Origin of the sequence: Mitsuaria sp. 7, assembly GCF_001653795.1 — a bacterium.
In the GTDB taxonomy this organism is placed as follows: Bacteria; Pseudomonadota; Gammaproteobacteria; order Burkholderiales; family Burkholderiaceae_C; genus Roseateles.
This window is the reverse complement of record NZ_CP011514.1, coordinates 483356-504820: the sequence shown is the minus strand read 5'-3', so window position 1 is coordinate 504820 and position 21465 is coordinate 483356. Positions and strand designations below refer to the sequence as shown.

The 21465-nt window shown below is 69.7% G+C and carries 17 protein-coding genes and 2 tRNA genes; 8 read left to right on the top strand and 11 right to left on the bottom strand.

Going from position 1 to position 21465, the window contains the following annotated elements; genetic code table 11:
- Window positions 1–238 precede the first annotated feature (238 nt).
- Window positions 239–2503, top strand: coding sequence for a bifunctional (p)ppGpp synthetase/guanosine-3',5'-bis(diphosphate) 3'-pyrophosphohydrolase (locus ABE85_RS02325; RefSeq protein ID WP_067269721.1), 2265 nt, complete (start codon window positions 239–241; stop codon window positions 2501–2503).
- On the opposite strand, the gene greB is transcribed toward ABE85_RS02325, so the two are convergent.
- Entirely contained in the window at window positions 2504–3103 is a 600-nt protein-coding gene (gene greB / locus ABE85_RS02320) for a transcription elongation factor GreB (protein WP_067269719.1), read from the bottom strand.
- 70 nt (window positions 3104–3173) lie between these two features.
- A complete protein-coding gene (locus ABE85_RS27300) occupies window positions 3174–3950 on the bottom strand; it encodes a hypothetical protein (protein WP_157521870.1) in 777 nt (258 codons plus the stop codon).
- Between the two features lie 182 nt (window positions 3951–4132).
- Here ABE85_RS27300 and ABE85_RS02310 point away from each other — a divergent pair, with 182 nt between their 5' ends.
- A complete protein-coding gene (locus tag ABE85_RS02310; protein ID WP_067269713.1) occupies window positions 4133–5242 on the top strand; it encodes a CaiB/BaiF CoA-transferase family protein in 1110 nt (369 codons plus the stop codon).
- A 116-nt stretch (window positions 5243–5358) separates the two neighbouring features.
- Here ABE85_RS02310 and ABE85_RS02305 read toward each other — a convergent pair.
- The 6 genes from ABE85_RS02305 to hemC form a co-directional block, all read right to left on the bottom strand.
- A tRNA-Arg gene (locus ABE85_RS02305) sits at window positions 5359–5435 on the bottom strand.
- Window positions 5436–5546: 111 nt separating this feature from the next.
- Window positions 5547–5623, bottom strand: a tRNA-Arg gene (locus tag ABE85_RS02300).
- Window positions 5624–5719: 96 nt separating this feature from the next.
- Window positions 5720–6967 (bottom strand): heme biosynthesis HemY N-terminal domain-containing protein, encoded by a 1248-nt coding sequence (locus tag ABE85_RS02295; RefSeq protein WP_067269711.1) that lies wholly within the window; start codon window positions 6965–6967, stop codon window positions 5720–5722.
- Window positions 6968–6977: 10 nt separating this feature from the next.
- Window positions 6978–8156 (bottom strand): uroporphyrinogen-III C-methyltransferase, encoded by a 1179-nt coding sequence (locus ABE85_RS02290; RefSeq protein ID WP_310732597.1) that lies wholly within the window; start codon window positions 8154–8156, stop codon window positions 6978–6980.
- On the bottom strand, window positions 8153–9007 hold the full coding sequence (locus tag ABE85_RS28215) for a uroporphyrinogen-III synthase (protein ID WP_067269709.1): 855 nt from the start codon (window positions 9005–9007) through the stop codon (window positions 8153–8155). The genes ABE85_RS02290 and ABE85_RS28215 overlap by 4 nt, the downstream gene beginning before the upstream one ends.
- Complete coding sequence (gene hemC, locus ABE85_RS02280) at window positions 9007–9936, bottom strand: hydroxymethylbilane synthase (RefSeq protein WP_067269707.1); 930 nt, start codon at window positions 9934–9936, stop codon at window positions 9007–9009. The genes ABE85_RS28215 and hemC overlap by 1 nt, the downstream gene beginning before the upstream one ends.
- Window positions 9937–10356: 420 nt before the next feature.
- Between hemC and ppc the strand changes: the two genes are divergently transcribed.
- On the top strand, window positions 10357–13113 hold the full coding sequence (gene ppc, locus ABE85_RS02270) for a phosphoenolpyruvate carboxylase (RefSeq protein ID WP_067269704.1): 2757 nt from the start codon (window positions 10357–10359) through the stop codon (window positions 13111–13113).
- A gap of 79 nt (window positions 13114–13192) precedes the next feature.
- Here the strand turns inward: ppc and ABE85_RS02265 are convergent, their stop codons facing one another.
- Together ABE85_RS02265 and ABE85_RS02260 are read right to left on the bottom strand one after the other, a co-directional pair.
- Window positions 13193–14020 (bottom strand): LytTR family DNA-binding domain-containing protein, encoded by an 828-nt coding sequence (locus tag ABE85_RS02265; RefSeq protein WP_067269702.1) that lies wholly within the window; start codon window positions 14018–14020, stop codon window positions 13193–13195.
- Between the two features lie 111 nt (window positions 14021–14131).
- A complete protein-coding gene (locus tag ABE85_RS02260) occupies window positions 14132–15253 on the bottom strand; it encodes a sensor histidine kinase (protein WP_231993209.1) in 1122 nt (373 codons plus the stop codon).
- Window positions 15254–15415: 162 nt separating this feature from the next.
- On the opposite strand from ABE85_RS02260, the gene argH reads away from it, so the two are divergent.
- Genes argH through dinB form a run of 3 tightly spaced genes read left to right on the top strand, consistent with a single transcriptional unit; the run spans window position 15416 to window position 18715 of the window.
- The gene (argH, locus tag ABE85_RS02255; protein WP_082938242.1) at window positions 15416–16918 is read left to right on the top strand and encodes an argininosuccinate lyase; all 1503 of its coding nucleotides are present in this window, start codon (window positions 15416–15418) and stop codon (window positions 16916–16918) included.
- Window positions 16919–16920: 2 nt separating this feature from the next.
- Window positions 16921–17412 (top strand): hemerythrin domain-containing protein, encoded by a 492-nt coding sequence (locus tag ABE85_RS02250; RefSeq protein WP_067269700.1) that lies wholly within the window; start codon window positions 16921–16923, stop codon window positions 17410–17412.
- A gap of 55 nt (window positions 17413–17467) precedes the next feature.
- Window positions 17468–18715 (top strand): DNA polymerase IV, encoded by a 1248-nt coding sequence (gene dinB, locus ABE85_RS02245; RefSeq protein WP_067269698.1) that lies wholly within the window; start codon window positions 17468–17470, stop codon window positions 18713–18715.
- A 40-nt stretch (window positions 18716–18755) separates the two neighbouring features.
- On the opposite strand, the gene ABE85_RS02240 is transcribed toward dinB, so the two are convergent.
- Complete coding sequence (locus ABE85_RS02240) at window positions 18756–19199, bottom strand: YbaN family protein (protein ID WP_082938241.1); 444 nt, start codon at window positions 19197–19199, stop codon at window positions 18756–18758.
- Window positions 19200–19299: 100 nt separating this feature from the next.
- On the opposite strand from ABE85_RS02240, the gene ABE85_RS02235 reads away from it, so the two are divergent.
- Entirely contained in the window at window positions 19300–20208 is a 909-nt protein-coding gene (locus ABE85_RS02235; protein ID WP_067269696.1) for a LysR family transcriptional regulator, read from the top strand.
- A 105-nt stretch (window positions 20209–20313) separates the two neighbouring features.
- A complete protein-coding gene (locus ABE85_RS02230) occupies window positions 20314–21465 on the top strand; it encodes an alpha-hydroxy acid oxidase (protein ID WP_067269694.1) in 1152 nt (383 codons plus the stop codon).

The following is a 21465-nucleotide window of genomic DNA, read 5'->3' as shown; positions in this document are numbered from 1 at the left end:
TCCCGCGAGGTGTCCGCACATTTCGGCCAGCGGATGCCGGGGCCGGGACACATCCCGGGCCAACGCCCTTCCAGGGCATGTACGGTTTATCGGCGGGCGATCTCCGGACTTTAGGCCTCGATCCGCACCTTTCGCATTTTCTTGATAGGGATAAACCCTTAAAGCAGGGCCTGAAGGAGGGTCCAGCCCGCAAGCCCACTCGCCGGAAACCCCTCTCGCCATCGGTTAAATTGCACCGATGGGTCTCCGCTCCTTCGCAACCGCTCACATTCCAGGCCTGACCGGGCTCGCTGGCCCCAAGGCCGCGCCGGACACGGCCGCCGAGGCGTCCTCGTTCGACGCGCTCGTCGATCGCCTGCACTATCTGCCCAAGGCCGACGTCAAGCGCATCCGCGAAGCCTACAAGTTCGCCGACGAGGCCCATCTGGGTCAGTTCCGGGCCAGCGGAGAGCCCTACATCACCCACCCGATCGCCGTCGCCGGCCTGTGCGCGGACTGGCGCCTGGACGCGCAGGCCATCATGGCGGCGCTGATGCACGACGCGATGGAGGATTGCGGCGTCACCAAGACCGAACTGATCGAACGCTTCGAGGCGCCGACCGCGGAACTGGTCGACGGCCTCACCAAGCTGGACAAGCTGCAGTTCTCGACCCGCGAGGAATCGCAGGCGGAGAGTTTCCGCAAGATGCTGCTGGCGATGGCGCGCGATGTCCGCGTCATCCTGATCAAGCTGGCCGACCGCCTGCACAACATGCGCACGATGCAGCACATGGCGTTCGACAAGCGCCGGCGCATCGCCCGCGAGACGCTGGACATCTACGCCCCGATCGCGCACCGGCTCGGCCTCAACGAGATCTACCGCGAGCTGCAGGAACTGTCGTTCCAGTACATCCACCCGTGGCGCCACGGCGCGCTGGCCAAGGCCGTCACGAAGGCCCGCGGCCATCGGCGCGACCTGGTGTCGCGCATCGAGCGCGACGTGCAGAAGGCCTTCTCCGAGGCCAACCTGCGCGTCGAGATCCAGGGCCGCGAGAAGACGCTGTTCAGCATCTACAAGAAGATGAGAGAGAAGCACCTGAGCTTCGCCCAGGTCAGCGACATCTTCGGCTTCCGCGTCATCGTGCAGGACCTGCCCCAGTGCTACTGGTCGCTGGGCGTGCTGCACCAGCTCTACAAGCCGCAGCCGGGACGCTTCAAGGACTACGTCGCCATCCCCAAGCCCAACGGCTACCAGTCGCTGCACACGACGCTGGTGAGCCCGCTGGGCACGCCGGTGGAATTCCAGATGCGCACCGAGGCCATGCACATGGTCGCCGAGAAGGGCGTGGCCGCGCACTGGCTGTACAAGAGCAAGGGCGACGCCAAGGGCGCGCAGCAGCTGGGATCGCGCTGGCTGCAGTCGCTGCTGGACATCCAGGACGAGACCCGCGACGCGACGGAGTTCCTGGAGCACGTCAAGATCGACCTGTTCCCCGACGCGGTGTACGTCTTCACGCCGAAGTCCAAGATCATGGCGCTGCCCAAGGGCGCGACGCCGGTGGACTTCGCCTACGCGATCCACTCGGACGTCGGCGACCACTGCGTCGCCGCGAAGGTCAACGGCGAGCCCGTGCCGCTGCGCACCGAACTTCGCAGCGGGGACGTGATCGAGGTCGTCACCGCCGCCGGCGCGCGGCCGAATCCGGCCTGGCTGAGCTTCGTGCGCACCGGCCGGGCGCGCTCCAAGATCCGTCACTTCCTGAAGAACCTGGAGCAGGAAGAGTCTCGCGAACTCGGCCACAAGATGCTGGCGCAGGCGTTGCGCGCGGAAGGCCTGGCGCTGCCCAGCCTCGACCCCGAGGACGAGATCGCCGCCGCGCTGTGGCAGGACCTGGCGCGCTGGGCGGGCAACCGGCAGGTCGACGAGCTGCTCGTCGAGATCGGACTCGGGCGCAAGATCGCGACGATCGTGGCGAAGAAGCTGGCACGCACGCTGTCCGAGCAGGGCCAGCGGCCCGACGCGGTGCTGCTGACGATGGGTCGCTTCGCCACGGACGACGCCCCGTCCCAGGGTCAGGTCTTGATCGACGGCAGCGAAGGGGCGTCGGTCCGGCTGGCCACCTGCTGCCGCCCGATCCCGGGCGACGACATCAAGGGCTACCTGGGCCGCGGCGAAGGCCTGGTGGTGCACACCGCCGAATGCTCGGTCGGACGGCGCCTGTTCCAGCGCGACAGCGAGCACTGGATCGCCGTCGGCTGGGGCGAGGAACTCTCCCGCAGCTTCGAGGCCGAGGTCGGCGTGCTGATGCGCAACGGCAAGGGTGTGCTCGCGCAGATCGCCACCGCGGTCAGCAGCGCCGAGGCCGACATCACCCACATCGCCATGAGCGACGACTCGCAGCAGCGCGAGACGGCGGAAATGACGCTGCTGCTGGCGGTGCGCGACCGGCTGCACCTGGCCGACGCGCTGCGCACGCTCAAGCGCTCGAGCGCGGTGATGCGCGCCTGGCGCGTGAAGCCCTGATCAGGCGTCGGGGGGCGCGGGTTCCGTGGGTTCAGCGGGTTCCGCGGGTTTGGGGTAGCGGACTTCGACGACCTCGATCGCCTCCACCCCGACCGGCGTCACCAGCTGCAGCTCGTCGCCCTCGCGCGCCTTGAGCAGCGTGCGCGCGATCGGCGACACCCAGCTCACCTCGCCCGCCAGGCTGTCCGACTCGTCGATGCCCTTGATGGTGATGGTCCGCTCCTCGCCTTTGGCATTGGCGTAGGTCACGGTCGCGCCGAAGAACACCTGGTCGCTGCCGTGATGGGCGCTCGGATCGACGACCTCGGCGATGTCCAGCCGCTGGGTGAGGAAGCGAAGGCGGCGGTCGATCTCGCGCAGGCGTTTCTTGCCGTAGAGGTAGTCGCCGTTCTCCGAGCGGTCGCCGTTCTTCGCCGCCCAGGACACGATCTCGACGATCTTGGGGCGCTCCGCGTCCAGCAGCTGCATGAACTCGGCGCGCAGACGGGCGTAACCCGCCGGTGTCATGTAGTTGCGCGAGCCCTGCGGCAGTGCGGGCAGCGACGGGCCGTCGTCATCGTCGTCGCCGGCATCGGATTCCTTCGTGAAGGCTTTGCTCATCCAGCCATTGTGACGAAAACGGCAAGGGCCGGCGCCCGGAGGCGTCGGCCCTTGCCGACGACCCGTCGGATCAGCCCTTGGCTTTCGGATCCGACAGGTCGAGGATCAGGTCGTCGAAATCGCCGTCGTCGTTCTTCCAGTCGTCGACGCCCAGGCGGAAGCCATTCCCCGTCGCGGTGACCTTCCCATGGTCTTTGCCGTCGACGTTCTGGGTGGTGCCGATGGAGAAATACTCCCCTGCGTTGTTGACGCGGAACTTGACCGTAGACCCCGGCGGCGCCGTGATCACGGCGGACTTGCCCATCATGTCCCTGCCGGCACCCAGGTTCGTCCACGTGCCATCCGTGGTGCGGTACTGCACCATGGTGTTGCGATCGGCATACTTGAAATCGACTTGCAGTTCGCCGCTCTGCCCCATCAGCCAGCCGCCCTTGGACTCATCCCATCCACCCTCACGCGGCGCATTGATCGCGGGGGGGAGAGGCGCGCGCGCAACTGCTGGCGCCGGAGCGGTGGCGGCACCCGGAGCACCGGCGGAAGCCGGGGCCGCCGGGGCCGCCGGGGCAGCGGGAGCAGCCGAGGAAGAACCTGGCGTGTGCGAGCAGCCTCCCGACTCATGGCGATTGCGGTGGCGGCGTCCGTAGCCTTGTTGCCGCGGTTCGCCCCACCAGTCCGACCAGCCCGACCCCATGCGATTGGCGCTGCTGTCCATCCAGCGATCGCCCATCCATTGGCTCATGCGCGGAAAGCTGTTGAACCAGTTGCCGAGTTGCCTCGCGAATGACTGCATTTCCCGGAAGCCGTAGGCGTCGCAGCGGCTGGGGCCCCAGAAGTTGTTGAAATACATGTGTTCGAATCCTCCGAACGAGTTGAATGCGGTGTGCGTCCGCAGGCCGGCGCAGTGCCATCGGCCTCTCGAGTCGCACGTCGCGTCCAGTGCCGCAAATGGGGCCGTCAGTTCGACAGCCGCGCACACGACTCGTGCGGGACGGATGTCCGCCGATCAAGTCACCCACAAGGAAGCAGCCCATGGACGAGCCGGGAGATGAGCATGCGAGCGGACCGCTGAGTGGCGTGAAGATCATCGAGTTCGCCGGCATCGGCCCGGCGCCGTTCGCGGGCCTGGTGCTGGCTGATTTCGGCGCGGACGTGATCGTCGTGGAACGACCGGGCGGGGAGACCCGGCTCGGCGGCGGCGCGGCGTTGAATCGTGGCAAGACCGTCGTGCAGGCGGATCTGAAATCCCCCGCCGGATTGACGCGGGTGCGCGAGCTCGTCGCAGGCGCCGACGTACTGATCGAAGGCTTCCGTCCCGGCGTGATGGAAAGACTCGGCCTGGGCCCGGACACGCTGCTCGCGGCCCACCCGAAGCTGGTCTACGCCCGGCTCACCGGGTGGGGCCAGACGGGGCCGTTGGCGCAAAGTGCCGGGCACGACATCAACTACGTCGCGCTGAGCGGCCTGATGCCCTACGCGGCACGCCCCGGCCAGTTGCCCGCGCTTCCGGCCACCTTGCTCGGCGACATCGGCGGCGGCGCGCTGACGATGCTCTTCGGGCTGATGTGCGCGTTGTGGGAGTCGCGTCGCTCGGGGCGCGGTCAGGTCGTGGACGCCGCCATCCTCGACGGCGTCGGCTACATGGGCACGCTCATCCAGGCGCTGCGGGCCGGCGGCCGCTGGGACGACGACCCGACGCGCAACCTCTTCCTCCACCGCTCGCATTTCTACGACTGCTTCGAATGCGCGGACGGTCGCTGGCTGTCGCTGGGCGCGATCGAGGCGCCCTTCCAGCAGACGCTCATGGACCGGCTCGGTCTCCCGGCGGCGGCGCAAGAGGATCCCGCCCGATGGCCCGTCCTGCGCGAGGCCGTGGCCGCACGGATCCGGCAGGAGCCGCTGGCGCACTGGGTGAGGGTCTTCGACGGCAGCGACGCCTGCGCCGCCCCCGTGCTGACCGCGGCCGAAGCGCCGCTGCACCCCCACCAGCAGGCCCGGCGCAATTTCTTCATGCAGGACGGTCTGGCGTGGCCGATGCCGGCGCCCAAACTCTCCCGCACGCCCGCCAGACCCGGACCTGCTGTCACCACGAACCAGCACCAGCAGGAGTTATTCGATACGGACGATATTCGCCCAAGATAATCCGGGGCCGCAGCCAGACAAACTGATCCGAGTGGAATCAGCAGCTTCGACTGGGCTTCCAAAAAAAAGATTCGGAAAAGAAAAAAGCCAGCGTCTTTCAACGCTGGCTTTCTATTTGGTGCGGCTGGCAGGATTCGAACCCACGACCCCTTGGTTCGTAGCCAAGTACTCTATCCAACTGAGCTACAGCCGCTCGACTTTTACTGATCAGGAACCGCCGTCGTGGAAGCGATCCCAGGTTTTTGTTGTTACTTCTTCTTTTGCTCGCCGAATCTCCGGTGACCCGGAGATTCAACAGTTTTTCTGGTGCGGCTGGCAGGATTCGAACCCACGACCCCTTGGTTCGTAGCCAAGTACTCTATCCAACTGAGCTACAGCCGCTGAAAGACTGCGACTATAGCATGCGTTTTTGGTGGTCTGCAAGTATCTCGGAGAAAAATCAATCCATCGAGGGGCGCCGACGGCGCACGCCACGGCTCAACCCAGGCGCGCGGCGGCCTCGTAGCAGCGTGTGCGGCGCTCCGCGTCATCATCCTGGTCCGCCATGTCGGCCAGACGCAGCCAACTGCGACGACGGGCAGTGAGGGTCAGGGCGCGATCCTCGGCCGCCTGTTCCAGCATCAGGCGCGCCTTGCCCCACAGCTGGCGTTCCGCCAGCGCATGGCCCAGCGCGAAAGCCATCGTGCCGTCCCGCGGGAAGCGCTGCACGGCGCCTTCCAGCCGCTGCAGCCATTCCGGCCCCAGGCCCGGCATGCACAGCACGAGCGCTTCGGCCAGCGCCTGGCGCTCATCGGCGCCCTGCTCCGCGATCGATTCCCAGAACGGGCGCAACCAGCCCCGACCGTCCTCCGGCGCTCCGAGCGCCGCCGCGCAGGTCGCGGCCCGCGAGGCCACGAACACATCGCGCCGGTCCGACGCGTCCAGTTGCTGCCAGATCGCGCGCAGCTGATCGATGTCGCGCGCGGTGTCCAGCGCCTCGCAGGCGAGCGAGCGCAGCAGGCCCTGCGCCGCCGACTTCGAGAAGCCCTGGTGCTTGGCCAGCAGACGCGCGGTGCGCAGCGCCTCGAGCGGCTCGTGGGCGAGTCGGCTGGCCTGCAGCTTGAGCCGCAGCGCCTGCGTGCGGCGGGCGACACCCGGGGTCAGTTCGCTCAGCAAGCCCAGTGCGCGCGGCGCGTCGCGGTCGTCGAGCGACCATTCGGCGGCCAGCAATCTCGCGCCCTCCTCCTGCACGCGGGCACCGGCGGAGGTCGCCGCCACCTGCAAGGCCTGGCGAAGGTGCTCGTCGCGGTTGCGCCGGTCCTGCAGCTTGTGGGCGCTCTGGGCCGCCACCAGATGGGCCAGGGCCATGAAGGCCCCGTCCTGCGCCAGATCGGGCGTCTGCGCCTGGATGACGAGCGCGCGCTGCGCCGCCTTCTGCGCGCGGCTGTAGCGGGCGCCGAAATATTCCGCCCAGGCTTCGCGCAAGGCGATCTGGGCGCTGCGTTCGCGCTGGGCCATGCGCCACAGGCGTGCGCGCTTGGGCAAGGTCAGCAGCGCGTCCAGCGTCTGCATCAGCGTCATCAGCGCGAAGCAGCCCGCCAGCAGCAGCAGCAGGAACAGGTTGAGCGACAGGTCCATGCGCCAGCCGCGCACGTAGAAGCTCGCCAGACCGTCGTTGTTGCCCAGCATCAGCGCCGCGACCACGGCCGCGACGAACAGCAGCAAAAGCCAGATCACCATGCGCATGGTGATCTCCTCAACGCGCGACCGCGCTCAGCGCGGCCAGCGTGTCGTCGGGGCGCGGCACGCTCACCTGACGGGACTGGCCCTGCACCTGGCGCAGCAACTCCGTCGTCTGGGTCAGCTTGCGCGAACGCGCGTCGAAATAGCGGTCCAGCATCGCCTGCGCCTCGCGCAGGTCGACCTGCGCGGTGTCGAACTGGCGGCTGAGCAAGGCCAGTCGCGCGTTCAGCAGCCGCAGCTTGAGGTTCTCGCGAAGGAAGAAGGACTGCTCGGGCGCGATCAGCGCAGCCTCGGGGTGCTCGATGCGCGTCACGCGCAGCAGACCGCGGGCTTCGCGCCAGACATCACCGGACAGCGTCGTCCAGCGATCGCCGGCCTGGTCCCAGAGGCGGCTCCACCAGCCGGGCTCGCCGTCTTCGGCGGCCTGCAAGGCTCCCGCCGAAGCCCCGGAAGCGGGCTTGCGCGGCGCGGCGGTCTTCACGGCGGCGGGTGCGGGGGTCGGGTGTTGCGTGGCTGTCGCCGAGGCTGCGGCGCCCGTTCCCGCCGGATCCTGTCCGGGCTGGGCGACGGCCAGCAGCGGCAGGTCGTCGACCTGGCGAACGACCTCGTCCAGCTTGATCGTGAGCGTCGACACGTCGACGACGCTGACCGCCTTGATGCGTTCCAGGTCGCGCGTCACCGCGCGGCGCACGCCTTCCAGGCGCGGCTGCTTGTAGCGGCCCAGCCGCTCGTCGGCCTGGCGCAGCGCGGCCACCAGCGGCTCGGCGCTGCCGGTGATGGTGCTCTGCTGCATCGCGACCCGCAGCGAGGCCTCGATGTCGCCGACGACGTTCTCGTCGCGCGATCGGTTCATCGACTGCATCAGCGTCTCGAGCTGCTCGCGCTGCACGGCGACCTCGGACAGGCGCGCGTCCAGCAGCGCGACCTTGGCCGCGGTGTCGCGGCTGAGGTCCTGCGCCTGGCGCGCCTGATCGCGGGCGATGTTGGCCTCGCTCTGGCTGCTGTCCTGGCGCCGGACGAGTTCCTGCTCGACCTGCTTGAGCCGTTGCTGGCTCTGCCAGGCCAGGCCGAGGGCCAGCAGGGCCACCAGGCCGACGCCGGCCACGACGGCCTGGGTCAAGGTGGCGCCGGATTGCCGGGCGGGCTTGTGGGTCGACGCAAGGTCGGCCGCGGGGGTGGTGGTCTCGCTCACGTCGACGATTCTAGGGTGGACCCTGACAGCATCCGGAACCCGGCCGCGACGGCCTCCGCTTCGGGTCGCACCAAAACCACATGCCCCACGCCGAGGGCTTGTGCACGCGCCGCGATGCGCTCGTGGGTGGCCAGCGCCCGGACCTGTCGCCATCCGGGGGGAGACAGGTCGCCATGACCTCCCTCGACGGTCTGCGCCCGCGTCCCCTTTTCGAGGGCCTCCAGGTGCCCGATCGCCTCCGAACTGCTGAAGAGCCAGACATGGCGCTCCGGCGCCGCCATGGCCTCGCGCAGCAGCCTGGCCGTCTCCACGGACAGCCGGGGGCAGGTCCGTCGGTACACGCTGACCGCCGCCACCTCGGCGCCCGCATCGCGCAACCGGTCGCCCAGCCATTCGCGCCCCCCGTCGCCGCGCACCAGCAGGGCACGGCGGCCCGACCAGTCCGCGCCCGCGACGCGGACCAGCTCCGGCCAGAGGTGTTCAGAGTCGAGGCTGTCGGACGCCGCCGGCGGCTGGACGAGGCGCGACGGCGGCACGCCTCGCTCGACCAGCGCACGCGCACTGCCCGGTCCGACGGTCGCCGCCCAGGTCCGTTCCGACCAAGGGATTCCAGCCGGACGGCGGTCGAAGAACTGCTCGACCGCGTTGGGACTGACGAACATCGCCAGGTCCATGGACGACAGACCCGACCAGGCGGCCTCGACGGGCGCCGGATCGTCGACCGGTTCGATCTCGATCAGCGGCAGCGAGGCGGTCGGCACGCCCAACGCGGCCATGCGTCTGGCCCAATCGTCGGCCTGGGCCTGCGGACGGGTCAGCAGCAGCCGGGCCGGGGCGGCGGCGCCCGGCATCAGACGTCCTTCAGGTACTCGGCGGCGCCGAGCTCGCGCAGCGAGGCGGCGGCGGCGATCCCCAGCGCTTCGGCGGCCTGGAGATCCGCGACCGGCGCCAGGGCGCCCGCGCGCAGGAGCGGGCGTTCCGGGGCGTCCGGGTGCCCCAGCGCGACGGCGATCGTCAACCGGCCGTCGGCCGCCCAGACCGCGTGCGCGGCCAGCGGCATCGAGCAACTACCGCCGAGCTCGCGCGAAACCGCGCGCTCCGCCGCGGTGGCCAGCCACGTCGGCCGGTGCGCCAGCGCCTCCAGATGCGCCGTCAATGGCGCCTGGCCCGCACGGATCTCGATGCCCAGCGCGCCCTGCCCCGCGCACGGGAGCATCTCGTCGACCTCGAAATGCTGCGTGATGCGGCCTTCCAGGCCCAGGCGCTTCAGTCCGGCGGCGGCGAGCACGATCGCGTCGTACTGGCCCTCGTCGAGCTTGCGCAGCCGGGTGTCGAGGTTGCCGCGCAAGGGCTCGATGCGCAGGTCCGGTCGCAGGTTCTTCAGCTGTGTCACGCGACGCAGGCTGGACGTGCCCACGCACGCGCCCTGCGGCAGCGCCGCCAGGTGGCCGTAGGCCGGCGACACGAGCGCGTCACGCGGGTCCTCGCGTTCGAGCACCGACGCGAGCACGAAACCCTCCGGCAGCTCCATCGGCACATCCTTCAGCGAATGCACCGCGAGCTGCGCGCGGCCGTCCTCGAGCGCCGTCTCGAGCTCCTTCACGAACAGGCCCTTGCCCCCGACCTTGGACAGCGTCCGGTCCAGGATCTGGTCGCCGCGCGTGGTCATCCCGAGCAGCCGCACGTCGAGGCCGCGCGCCTGCAGCAGCGTCTGCACATGTTCCGCCTGCCAGAGGGCCAGGCGGCTCTCGCGGGTGGCGATCACGAATTCTTGGTTCATGGGGCGGCATGCTAGCCGAGCGGATGCCCCTGTCGTCCCTCCATGGAGGGAAGCTCGTTTGCCGCGAAGCGTGGCTTGTGCGATCCCGGAGCAAATCGCGGCAGATCGCTGCGTCCGCGCCACGGCACCGCGCGAGTCGCGCACGAAGAAACTGCTAAAGTCAACCGAAGGTAACTTCGTTACATCACCCCCTCCCCTGGTCCCTGACGAACCTCTGACGCCGCCATGCCCGCCAGTACCACCTCCGCCTCCTCGAAGTCCCGCGCCAAGGCCCGTGCCAAGCCGGCCGCAACACCTGCCCCCCAGCCGGCCGCAAAGCCGGCCGCAAAGCCGGCCACGAAGACGGCCCTGAAGCCCTCCGCCAAGGCGTCCGCCGGCACCCGCTCCATCAAGACGATCAAGGACAAGAACCAGCCGCTGATGGACGACATCCGCCTGCTGGGCCGCATCCTCGGCGAGGTGATCCGCGAGCAGGAAGGCCGCGAGGCCTACGAACTGGTGGAGCGCGTGCGGCAGCTGTCGGTGGCCTTCCGCCTGAAGCGGGACGCGCAGGCCGGCAAGCAGATGGACAAGCTGCTCAAGGGCCTGTCGGGCGAGCAGACGGTGAGCGTGATCCGCGCCTTCAGCTACTTCTCGCACCTGGCCAACATCGCCGAGGACCGCCACCACGTCCGCCGCCGCGAGGTCCACGAGCGCGAGGGTTCGCTGCAGCCGGGTTCGCTCGGCTACGCGCTGGAACGGCTGTTCGACGCCGGCGTGCGGCCCGCGGAAGTGGCCAAGACGCTGGCGCACGGCTTCGTGTCCCCGGTGCTGACGGCCCACCCGACCGAGGTGCAGCGCAAGAGCATCCTGGATGCCGAGCGCGCCGTCGCCGAACTGGTCGGCGCGCGCGACCGCCTGCACACCGAGCGCGAGCTGGCCGCGAACGAGCTCCTGATCCGCGCCCGCGTCACGCAGCTGTGGCAGACGCGGATGCTGCGCTACTCGAAGCTCACCGTGGCCGACGAGATCGAGAACGCGCTGAGCTACTACCACGCGACCTTCCTGCGCGAGATCCCCAAGCTCTATACCGAGCTGGAAGAGGCGCTGCCGGGCGAGGACGTGCCGCCCTTCCTGCGCATGGGCCAGTGGATAGGCGGCGACCGCGACGGCAATCCCAACGTCACCGCCGACACGATGCGTCTGGCGCTGCGCCGCCAGAGCGAGCTGGCGCTGCGCCACTACCTGACCGAGCTGCATGAGCTGGGCGCGGAGCTGTCGATCTCGCTGCGCCTGGCGGGCGTCACGCCGGCGATGCAGGCCCTGGCCGAGCGCAGCCCCGATCAGAACGAGCACCGGATGGACGAGCCCTATCGCCGCGCGCTGACCGGCATGTACGCGCGGCTGGCGGCAACGCTCGAATCGCTGACCGGCACCGAGGCGCTGCGCCACGCGGTCGCGCCGCAGGACCCGTACCTGTCGCCCGAGGACCTGCTGGCGGACCTGCGCATCATCAAGGAGTCGCTGGAGCACCACCATGCGCACGCGCTGATCGCGCCGCGGCTCAAGCCGCTGATCCGCGCGGTGCAGGTCTTCGGCTTCCACCTGGCGACGCTGGACCTGCGCCAGAGCAGCGACCAGCATGAGCTCACCATCGTCGAGCTGCTGAAGAACGCGCGCGTCTGCGACGACTACTCGGCCCTGGACGAGCAGGAACGCCGCGCGCTGCTGGTCGAGCTGCTGAACCAGACGCGGCCGCTGCGCGTGCTGGGCGCCGAATACAGCGAGCGCGCGCTGGGCGAGCTCGCGATCTTCGAGACCGCGCGCGAATCGCTGAAGCGCTTCGGGCGCGAAGCGCTGCGCCACTACATCATTTCCCACACCGAGGACGTCAGCGACCTGCTCGAGGTCCAGCTGCTGCTCAAGGAAGTCGGCCTGCTGCGCGGCACCCTCGACGGCGACGCGATCAGCGACCTGATCGTGGTGCCGCTGTTCGAGACCATCGCCGACCTGCGCAACGCGCCCGGCATCATGCAGGGCTTCTACGAGCTGCCCGGCATGGCCGCGCTGGTGCGCCGCTCCGGCGGCGAGCAGGACATCATGCTGGGCTACTCCGACTCCAACAAGGACGGCGGCGTGTTCACCAGCAGCTGGGAGCTGTACCGCGCCGAGATCGCGCTGGTGAAGCTCTTCGACGAGCTGCGCCAGCAGGGACCACTGACGCTGCGCCTGTTCCACGGCCGCGGCGGCACGGTGGGCCGCGGCGGCGGTCCGAGCTACCAGGCCATCCTGGCGCAGCCCCCCGGCACGGTGAACGGCCAGATCCGGCTCACCGAGCAGGGCGAGGTCATCAACTCCAAGTACGCCAATCCGGAGATCGGCCGGCGCAACCTGGAGACGCTGGTCGCCGCGACGCTCGAGGCCACGCTGCTGCATCCGACCAAGCAGGCGCCGCAGGCCTTCATGACCGCGGCGCAGGCGCTGTCGGACGCGAGCTTCGCGGCCTACCGCGGGCTGGTCTACGACACGCCGGGCTTCGCCGACTTCTTCTTCGCCACGACGCCGATCCGCGAGATCGCCGAGCTCAACATCGGCTCGCGTCCCGCCTCGCGCAAGGCGACGCGCGCCATCGAGGACCTGCGGGCGATCCCGTGGGGCTTCAGCTGGGGCCAGTCGCGCATCACGCTGCCGGGCTGGTGCGGCTTCGGCTCGGGCATCCAGGACTTCCTCGGCAAGGGCAAGGGGGAGGACAAGGCGGGCCGAGACGAGAAGCTGGCGCTGCTCAAGCGCATGCACAAGCAGTGGCCCTTCTTCAAGACCCTGCTGTCCAACCTGGACATGGTGCTGGCCAAGGCCGACCTGGACATCGCGCGCCGCTACCTGGAACTCGTCGAGGACAAGCGCCTGGCCAAGCGGATCTTCGGCGCGATCGAGGCCGAGTTCGCCCGCACCGAGGAAGCCATCGCGCTGATCACCGGCGAGAGCGGCCGCCTCGCGGCCAATCCGGCGCTGGCCCGCTCGATCGAACACCGCTTCCCGTACATCGATCCGCTGAACCATCTGCAGGTCGAGCTGATGCGGCGCTACCGCGCGATCCCGGCGGAGAAACGCGCGGAGGATCCGCGTCTGGAACGCGTCCAGCGCGGGATCCACCTGTCCATCAACGGGATCGCGGCCGGCCTGCGCAATACCGGCTGAGGCAATACAAACTGCGGACTGAAGCGCCCTGCTTCGGTACCGCAGCTTCAACGGGTCTGCGATTGAATGGGGTCGCGCTTCAGCGCTGCCCCGCCAGCGCCTCGCGCACCGCCGCGACCTGCCGTCGCGACACGGCCAGCCACTCGTTGACATGGGCGATCCGGACCGCCCAGCCGAGTTCGCCGCCGTTCTCGCCGTCGCCGTCGGGAGGGCCGTCGGTCGGCACGTGGCGCTCGAGCTCGCGCACGGCCGAGCGTGCGACCAGCGCGTTGCGGTGCACGCGCAGGAAGCGGTCGCCCAGACGCTGCTCCAGATCGCTGAGCGAGCCGTCCATGACGTGGCTCTGCGTCGCCGTGCGCAGCGTCAGGTACTTGAGCTCGGCCTTGAAATAGAGCACCTCGGCCAGCGGCACGCGCAGCAGCCGTCCGCGCTCGGTGATGTTGATGACCGGCGCCTCGGCGCCCGGCATGGAGGCCTGCCCGTTGACGTCGCGCTCCTCGCGCGCCTTGGCGGCGGCGCGCTCGTCGATGCGCTGCACGGCTCTCGAGAGACTGGCCTGCAGCCGCTCGCGCCGCACCGGCTTGGTCAGGTAGTCCAGCGCTTCCAGCTCGAAGGCCAGCAGCGCGTGCTGCACATGCGCGGTGACGAACACGATGGCCGGCGCGAAGGGCCGCCCGCGCAGCGCCTGCGCCAGTCCCAGCCCGTCCAGGCCCGGCATCTGCACGTCCAGCAGGATCAGGTCGCAGGCATGGTCCTTGAGCCAGGCCAGGGCTTGGTCGCCGCTGCCGGCCTCGGCCACGACCTCGGCGCGCGGGTCCTCGTTGGCCTCGACCAGACCGCGCAGACGCAGCCGCGCCAGCGGTTCGTCGTCGACGATCAAGACCTTCAGCGGCGGATGCGTCAGCATGTCCTTCCCTCCCGTCCCATGGCTCTGGCGGCTCCGGTCGCTCCGGTGGCCCTGATTGCTCTGTCAGCCTTGTCAGCCTTGTCAGCGCTTGTCGTCATCCTGCGTCCTCCGTCACCGCGGCATCACGATGCGCACCACGAAGCGTCCCTGGCCGGGTCCGGCTTCCAGGCGCGCCGCGACGTCGTGCATCAGCCTCAACCGCTGCCGCACGTTGCGCAGCGCCAGTCCGTGCCCCTTGCCGCGCGTCGGCAGGCCGACCGTGTTGACCACGCGGATCTCGATCTCGCTGCCGCGCGCGCGCGTCACGATGTCCACGTCGCCGCCGCCGTCGTTGGGCTCGACGCCATGGCGCACGGCGTTCTCCACCAGCGGCTGCAGCAGCAGCGGCGGCACGCGCGCTTCCGCGGCGTGCGGATCGAGCTGCCAATGCACGCGCAGCCGGTCGCCGAAGCGCAGCTGCTCGATCGCCAGATAGCGCCGCGCCAGTTCGACCTCCTGGTCCAGCCGCACGCCTTCGGCCGTGGGCCCGGCGTCCGCGAGCGCCACGCGGAACAGTTCGGCCAGATCCTCCAGCACCTCCTCGGCGCGGTTCGGATCGACGCGCACCAGCGCGATCGCGGTGTTCAGCGTGTTGAAGAGGAAGTGCGGCCGGATGCGCGATTGCAATTCCACCAAACGCGCCAGCGCGTCGGCGGGCGCCTGCGCGCGCTCGCGCAGCTTGAGCCAGCCCAGCAGCATGCCTGCCGCCAGCGCCCCGGCCAGCACCGCCGCGGTGCGCTGCAGGACGCCGAGCACGCCGATGTCCACCGCTTCCAGCAGCTGCGCCCCGCCGTGCGCGCACAGCGCACCGAGCGCGATCGGCAGTGTCCATTGCGCCCATTCGGGCAGTCGCGCCAGCCATCGTTTCGACGCGCACACGATCAGCAGCCAGGCCAGCACGCCGCTCAGCGCCGCGACCGACGCGCCGCCCATGGACCAGGCCCACTGCGCCGTCGTCTGCGAGGTCATCGCCAGCCCCAGCGACAGCACCAGCTGCACGCCCAGCACGGCGCGCAGCACCAGGCCCACGTGGCAGACGTCGAAGCGCCGCTGTGCGTCGATCAGGCGCGACGGTCCGACCGGCCGCGCGTCCAGGCGGGTTTCCTCCCAGGCGGGCTGCATCGGCATCGGCCGGCTTTCCGACGGCGGCGGGTCTTCCCCCGGCGATCGTCCGTTCGTTGCCTTCGTGGCCATCGGATCCTCCCATCCCCGCACTGTCTGCCCTCCGGCCGCAGCCCCTCGGGCGCCCCGGTGGCGCCCCCTTTAGAATCGGCGGCTCATTCTCACCCAGGCGTCCGGCCGCTTCCTATGCGGACACGCCCGGGGCGCCGCGAAGTCGTAACGCCTTGCAAGCCGATGTCCTCCTCCCCCACTGACTCCTCGACCGACTCGTCGTCCACCTCCCCGGTCGCCCCTCAGGTCGCCCCCCAGGTCGCCGACAACCAGCTCGCCAACAAGACGCAGGCCTGGTCCGCCCTCTTCTCCGAGCCCGTGAGCGAGCTGGTCAAGCGCTACACCGCCAGCGTCGATTTCGACAAGCGCCTGTGGGCCGCCGACATCCAGGGCTCGCTGGCCCACGCGGACATGCTGGCCGCGCAGGGGATCATCGGCGCGGAGGATCTGGCCGCGATCCGCAAGGGCATGGCGCAGATCCGCGAGGAGATCACCTCGGGCCGCTTCGAATGGAAGCTGGACCTGGAGGACGTGCACCTGAACATCGAGGCCCGCCTGACCGAGCTGGTCGGCCTGGCCGGCAAGCGCCTGCACACCGGCCGCAGCCGCAACGACCAGGTCGCCACCGACGTGCGTCTGTGGCTGCGCGGCGAGATGGACACGCTGGCGGGACTGCTCACCGAGCTGCAGCGCGTGCTGGTCGACCAGGCCGAGCGCCACGCCGACATCATCCTGCCGGGCTTCACGCATCTGCAGGTCGCGCAGCCGGTGGCCTTCGGTCATCACCTGCTGGCCTACGTCGAGATGTTCGCCCGCGACGTGGAGCGCCTCGTCGACGCCCGCAGGCGCGTGAACCGCCTGCCGCTGGGCGCCGCCGCGCTGGCCGGCACCAGCTACCCGCTGGACCGCGAACGCGTCGCGCGCACGCTGGGCATGGAAGGCGTCGCGCAGAACAGCCTGGACGCCGTCAGCGACCGCGACTTCGCGATCGAATTCAGCGCCGCGGCCGCGCTGGTCATGGTGCACATCTCGCGCCTGTCGGAAGAACTGATCCTGTGGATGAGCCAGGCCTTCGGCTTCATCGCGCTGCCGGACCGCTTCTGCACCGGGTCGAGCATCATGCCGCAGAAGAAGAACCCGGACGTGCCCGAGCTGGCGCGCGGCAAGAGCGGCCGCGTGGTCGGCCACCTGATGGGCCTGATCACGCTGATGAAGGGCCAGCCGCTGGCCTACAACAAGGACAACCAGGAAGACAAGGAGCCGCTGTTCGACACCGTCGACACGCTGAGCGACACCTTGCGCATCTTCGCGGAGATGATGGCCGGCCTGACGGTCAAGGCCGACGCGATGGAGCGCGCCGCGCTCAAGGGTTACGCGACGGCGACCGACCTGGCGGACTACCTGGTCAAGCAGGGCCTGGCCTTCCGCGACGCGCACGAGATCGTCGCGCACGCGGTGAAGACGGCGCAGGCGCAGGGCATCGACCTGTCGGCGCTGCCGCTGGAGGCGCTGCGGCAATTCGATCCGCGCATCGGCGAGGACGTCTACGAGGTGCTGTCGCTGACGGGCTCGCTGAACGCGCGCAACATCCTCGGCGGCACGGCGCCGGCCCAGGTCCGCGCGCAGGTGGCCCGCCACCGCGCGCGTCTGGGCGTGATCCCCGCCGGCAACGACGTGAAGGCCTGACCATGAGCGCGCTGGCCTGGACCGACGAGCTCGTGCTGAATCAGCCCGAGCTCGACCACACGCACGAGGAATTCGTCGACCTGCTGAACCGCTACGCCGACACGCTCGATCGCGGCGAGGATGCGCTGCCGGCGTTCAAGGCGCTGCTCGCCCACACGGAGGAGCACTTCGCGATGGAGGAGCGCTGGATGGCGGCGACCGGCTTCGAGCCGGAGAACTGCCACAGCAGCCAGCACGCGATGGTGCTGAACGTGATGCGCGAGGTGGTGCGCTACGCCGAGGACCTGGGCGACCGCGAGCCGCTGGCCATCGTGCGCACCGAGCTGTCGCAGTGGTTCCCCGGTCACGCCGAGATGATGGACGCGGCCCTGGTCTACACGATGGAACAACGCGGCTTCGATCCGAAGACCGGCGAATGCCGTGATCCCATCAAGGCACCGGCCAAGGCCGAGGAAGCCGTCTCGGCCTGCGGGTCGACGAGCTGCGGACACTGACCGCCGCCGGCCCTGCTGACAGCGACTGTCAGCGCCGGCGCTCACAATCCCTCGCATGGCCGAGCCGACGCCAGCGCTGCCCGATCGCCTGATCGCCCATCTGGACATGGACGCGTTCTACGCGTCCGTGGAGCTGCTGCGTTATCCGGAGCTCAAGGGCCAGCCGGTGGTGGTCGGCGGCCGGCGCGCCCACACGCCGCAGGAGCGGCCTGACGGCACGCGCGAGTTCTTCAAGCTGGCCGACTACACCGGGCGCGGCGTCGTGACGACGTCGACCTACGCGGCGCGCGACCTGGGCGTGTTCTCCGCGATGGGCCTGATGAAGGCGGCGCTGCGCGCGCCGCAGGCGATCCTGCTGCCGGCGGACTTCGATTCCTACCGCCACTTCTCACGGCTGTTCAAGGCGGCGGTGCGCGAGATCGCGCCGGTGATTGAGGACCGCGGCATCGACGAGATCTACATCGACCTCACCGACGTGCCGGGCGCGCGCGAGGCGGTCGGCCACGACCCGCTGGGCGGCGTGCGGGCGATCGCGCGGGAGATCAAGAACTCGGTGCAGCGCGCGACCGGGCTGACCTGCTCGATCGGCGTGACGCCGAACAAGCTGCTGTCCAAGATCGCGTCGGAGCTCGACAAGCCCGACGGCCTGACGCTGATCATGATGGAGGACCTGCCGACGAAGATCTGGCCGCTGCCGGTGCGCCGCATCAACGGCATCGGGCCGAAGGCCGGCGCGAAGCTGGAGAGCCTGGAGATCCACACGATCGGCGAGCTCGCGGCCGCGGCACCGGAACTGCTCCGGCAGCATTTCGGCGAGGGCTACAGCGCCTGGCTGCACCAGGCGGCCTGGGGCCTCGACGAGCGACCGGTGGTGACCTACAGCGAGCCGGTGTCCATCAGCCGCGAGACGACCTTCGAACGCGACCTGCATGCCAAGCGCGACCGGCCGGAGCTGTCGCGGATCTTCACCGCGCTGTGCGAGCAGCTCGCGTCGGACCTGCAACGCAAGGGCTACCTGGGGCGCACGATCGGCATCAAGCTGCGCTTCGAAGGCTTCCGCACGGTGACGCGAGACCTGACCCTGGACGCGCCGGTGCAGGACGCGGCCGCCATCCGTCACGCGGCGGGGCTGTGCCTCAAGCGCGTGGACCTGAGCCAGCGGCTGCGGCTGCTCGGCGTGCGGGTCGGCAAGCTCAGCCGGCCCGGCGACATCGAGCCGAAGACGCGCGGACGCGCCGCGTCTGCGCCGAAGGAGGACTCGCCCGCTAGGCCGAAGCCGGAGAACCTCAGCCTGTTCAGTTGAGGCGCAATGCGCGCTGTACAACGATCGTTGTTCCACCCGATCAAGCCGTGGGCAGACGCCAAAGCCAGATACCGACAGCCAGGCAGCAGACGGCGGGTAGCCACGGCACGACCGGCATGACGAAGGCGGAAATGATCGAGCTGACCGCCATCATTCCCCAGGCCATCTGCTTGGCCCGGAGCGGTACCGCACGGTTGGCGCGCCACTGGACGATCATCGGCCCGAAGCGCGGATGGCCGACCAGCCAGGCCTCGCAGCGCGCAGACCCGCGCGCGAAACAGAACGCGGCCAGCAGCACGAACGGTGTCGTCGGCAGCAGCGGCAGGAAGATGCCGATCACGCCCAGCACCAGGCTCAGCGCGCCGCCCACCATCCACGGCAGACGACGCCAGAGAGACGCCTGCTCCAACACGCGCACGGTGGCGTCATCGACCGCAGCCTCATCGGCAGCGACGGTCAGGCTTCTCTCGGGAACTTCGGACATCGCGCCACTGTAGCTGCGCTCTGAGGCACCTCGTCGCACGCCGTTCAACCTCCCTGACGATCTGAGGGGCCGGTGGGCGTTGGACGCTACAGTCGCGCCCATGAGCGATTCCTCGCGCCACGCCCCAGGCGAGCCCATCGACGACGCCTTGCGCCTGCCTTCGATCGACGGCCTGCTGGCCTTTGAGGCCGTCGCGCGGCTCGGCAGCCTGGAGCGCGCCGCCGAGGTCCTCCACGTCAGCGCGAGCGCCATCGGCAAACGCATCGCGACCTTGGAAGAGCGACTCGGCCAGCCGCTGCTGACGCGCCATCCGCTACGCCTCACCGCCGCCGGCAAGGAATACCTTGCGCAGGTCCGGACCGCGTTGTCGCTGCTGGCCGCCGTGCCGCTGCATCGGCGCGACCAGCAGCGCGTCGTCCGGCTCAGCATCACCAGCCCGCCCACCTTCGCGCGTCAGGTCCTGGTGCCCGCCCTGCCCGGCTTCGAGACCGAGCATCCGGACGTCGAGCTCGAACTGCTGCTGTCGACGCCGTATCTGGACCAGCCCGCACCGCCGGCAGACGTCGAGATCTTCGCCGGCACCATCCCGGCGGGCGGCGAGGTGCTGCTCGACGACGTCGTCACGCCGATGGCCGCGCCGTCGCTGCTCGCGCGGCTGCCGGCCATCCATGCGCCGGCAGACCTGGCCTCGGCGCCGCTCTTGCGCACGCCGCTGCAGCCCTGGCAGCCGTGGCTGCGCGCCGCCGGCCTCGACTGGCCCGAGCCCGCGCAAGGCACGCGCTTCGTCGACCTGGGGCTGACGCTGGAGGCCGCGGCCTGCGGCCAGGGCATCGTGCTCGGGCGGCCGAGCCTGGCGGCCACCTACCTGCGCGGCGGTGCGCTCAAGCGCCTGTTCGATCTCGCGGTGCCGGCGGCGATGCCCTACGGACTCGTGCGACACGCCGACGGCGACGCGGCCCGCGCTTTCGCGCGCTGGCTCGTCCGGCATTGCGAGACTCTGAGCGACTGAGCACGTCCGCCTCGGGGAACTCCCTGAGGCGATCGGAAGGATCCTCCGGCCGGGCCCGCGAAACTTTCCGGCCGAGGTCCGCGCCGCTCGCCTAGCATCCGGCGCATGAGCGTCATCACCTGCATCGAAGACCTGCGCGTGCTCGCGCAGCGCCGCGTCCCGCGCATGTTCTACGACTACGCGGACTCCGGCTCCTGGACCGAGAGCACCTACCGTGCCAACGAATCTGACTTCCAGTCGATCAAGCTGCGCCAGCGCGTGGCCGTGAACGTGGAAGGTCGCAGCACGGCGGCCACGATGATCGGCCGTCCGGTCGCCATGCCCGTGGCGATCGCCCCGACCGGCATGACCGGCATGCAGCACGCGGACGGCGAGATCCTCGGCGCACAGGCCGCAGAAGCCTTCGGCGTGCCGTTCACGCTGTCGACGATGAGCATCTGCTCGATCGAGGACATCGCCGCGAACACGACCGCGCCGTTCTGGTTCCAGCTCTACGTGATGAAGGACAAGGGCTTCATCCACAGCCTGATCGACCGCGCCAAGGCCGCGAAGTGCGAGGCGCTGGTGCTGACGCTGGACCTGCAGATCCTGGGCCAGCGCCACAAGGACCTGAAGAACGGCCTGTCCGCGCCGCCCAAGCTCACGCTGCCCAACCTCATCAACATGGCGACCAAGCCGCGCTGGTGCCTGGGCATGCTGGGCACGCCGCGCCGGCAGTTCGGCAACATCGTCGGCCACGTGAAAGGCGTGGGCGACATGAGCTCGCTGTCCGAATGGACCGCCAAGCAGTTCGATCCGCAGTTGAGCTGGAGCGACGTGCAGTGGATCCGCGAGCGCTGGGGCGGCAAGCTGATCCTCAAGGGCATCCTCGACGAGGAGGACGCGAAACTCGCCGCGGCCACCGGCGCGGACGCGCTCATCGTCAGCAACCACGGCGGACGGCAGCTCGACGGCGCGGAGTCCAGCATCCGCGCGCTGCCCCGCATCGTCGACGCGGTCGGCGACCGCATCGAGGTGCATCTGGACGGCGGTATCCGCTCGGGCCAGGACGTGCTCAAGGCCTGGGCCCTGGGGGCACGCGGCACCTACATCGGCCGCGCGTTCCTGTATGGGCTGGGCGCCATGGGAAAACCCGGCGTGAGCCGGGCCTTGGAAATCATCCATCGTGAGCTGGATCTCACGATGGCGTTCTGCGGGCATCGCGAGTTGCGCGGCGTCGGCCGCGACATCCTGCTGCCCGGCACCCTTCCGGTCTGA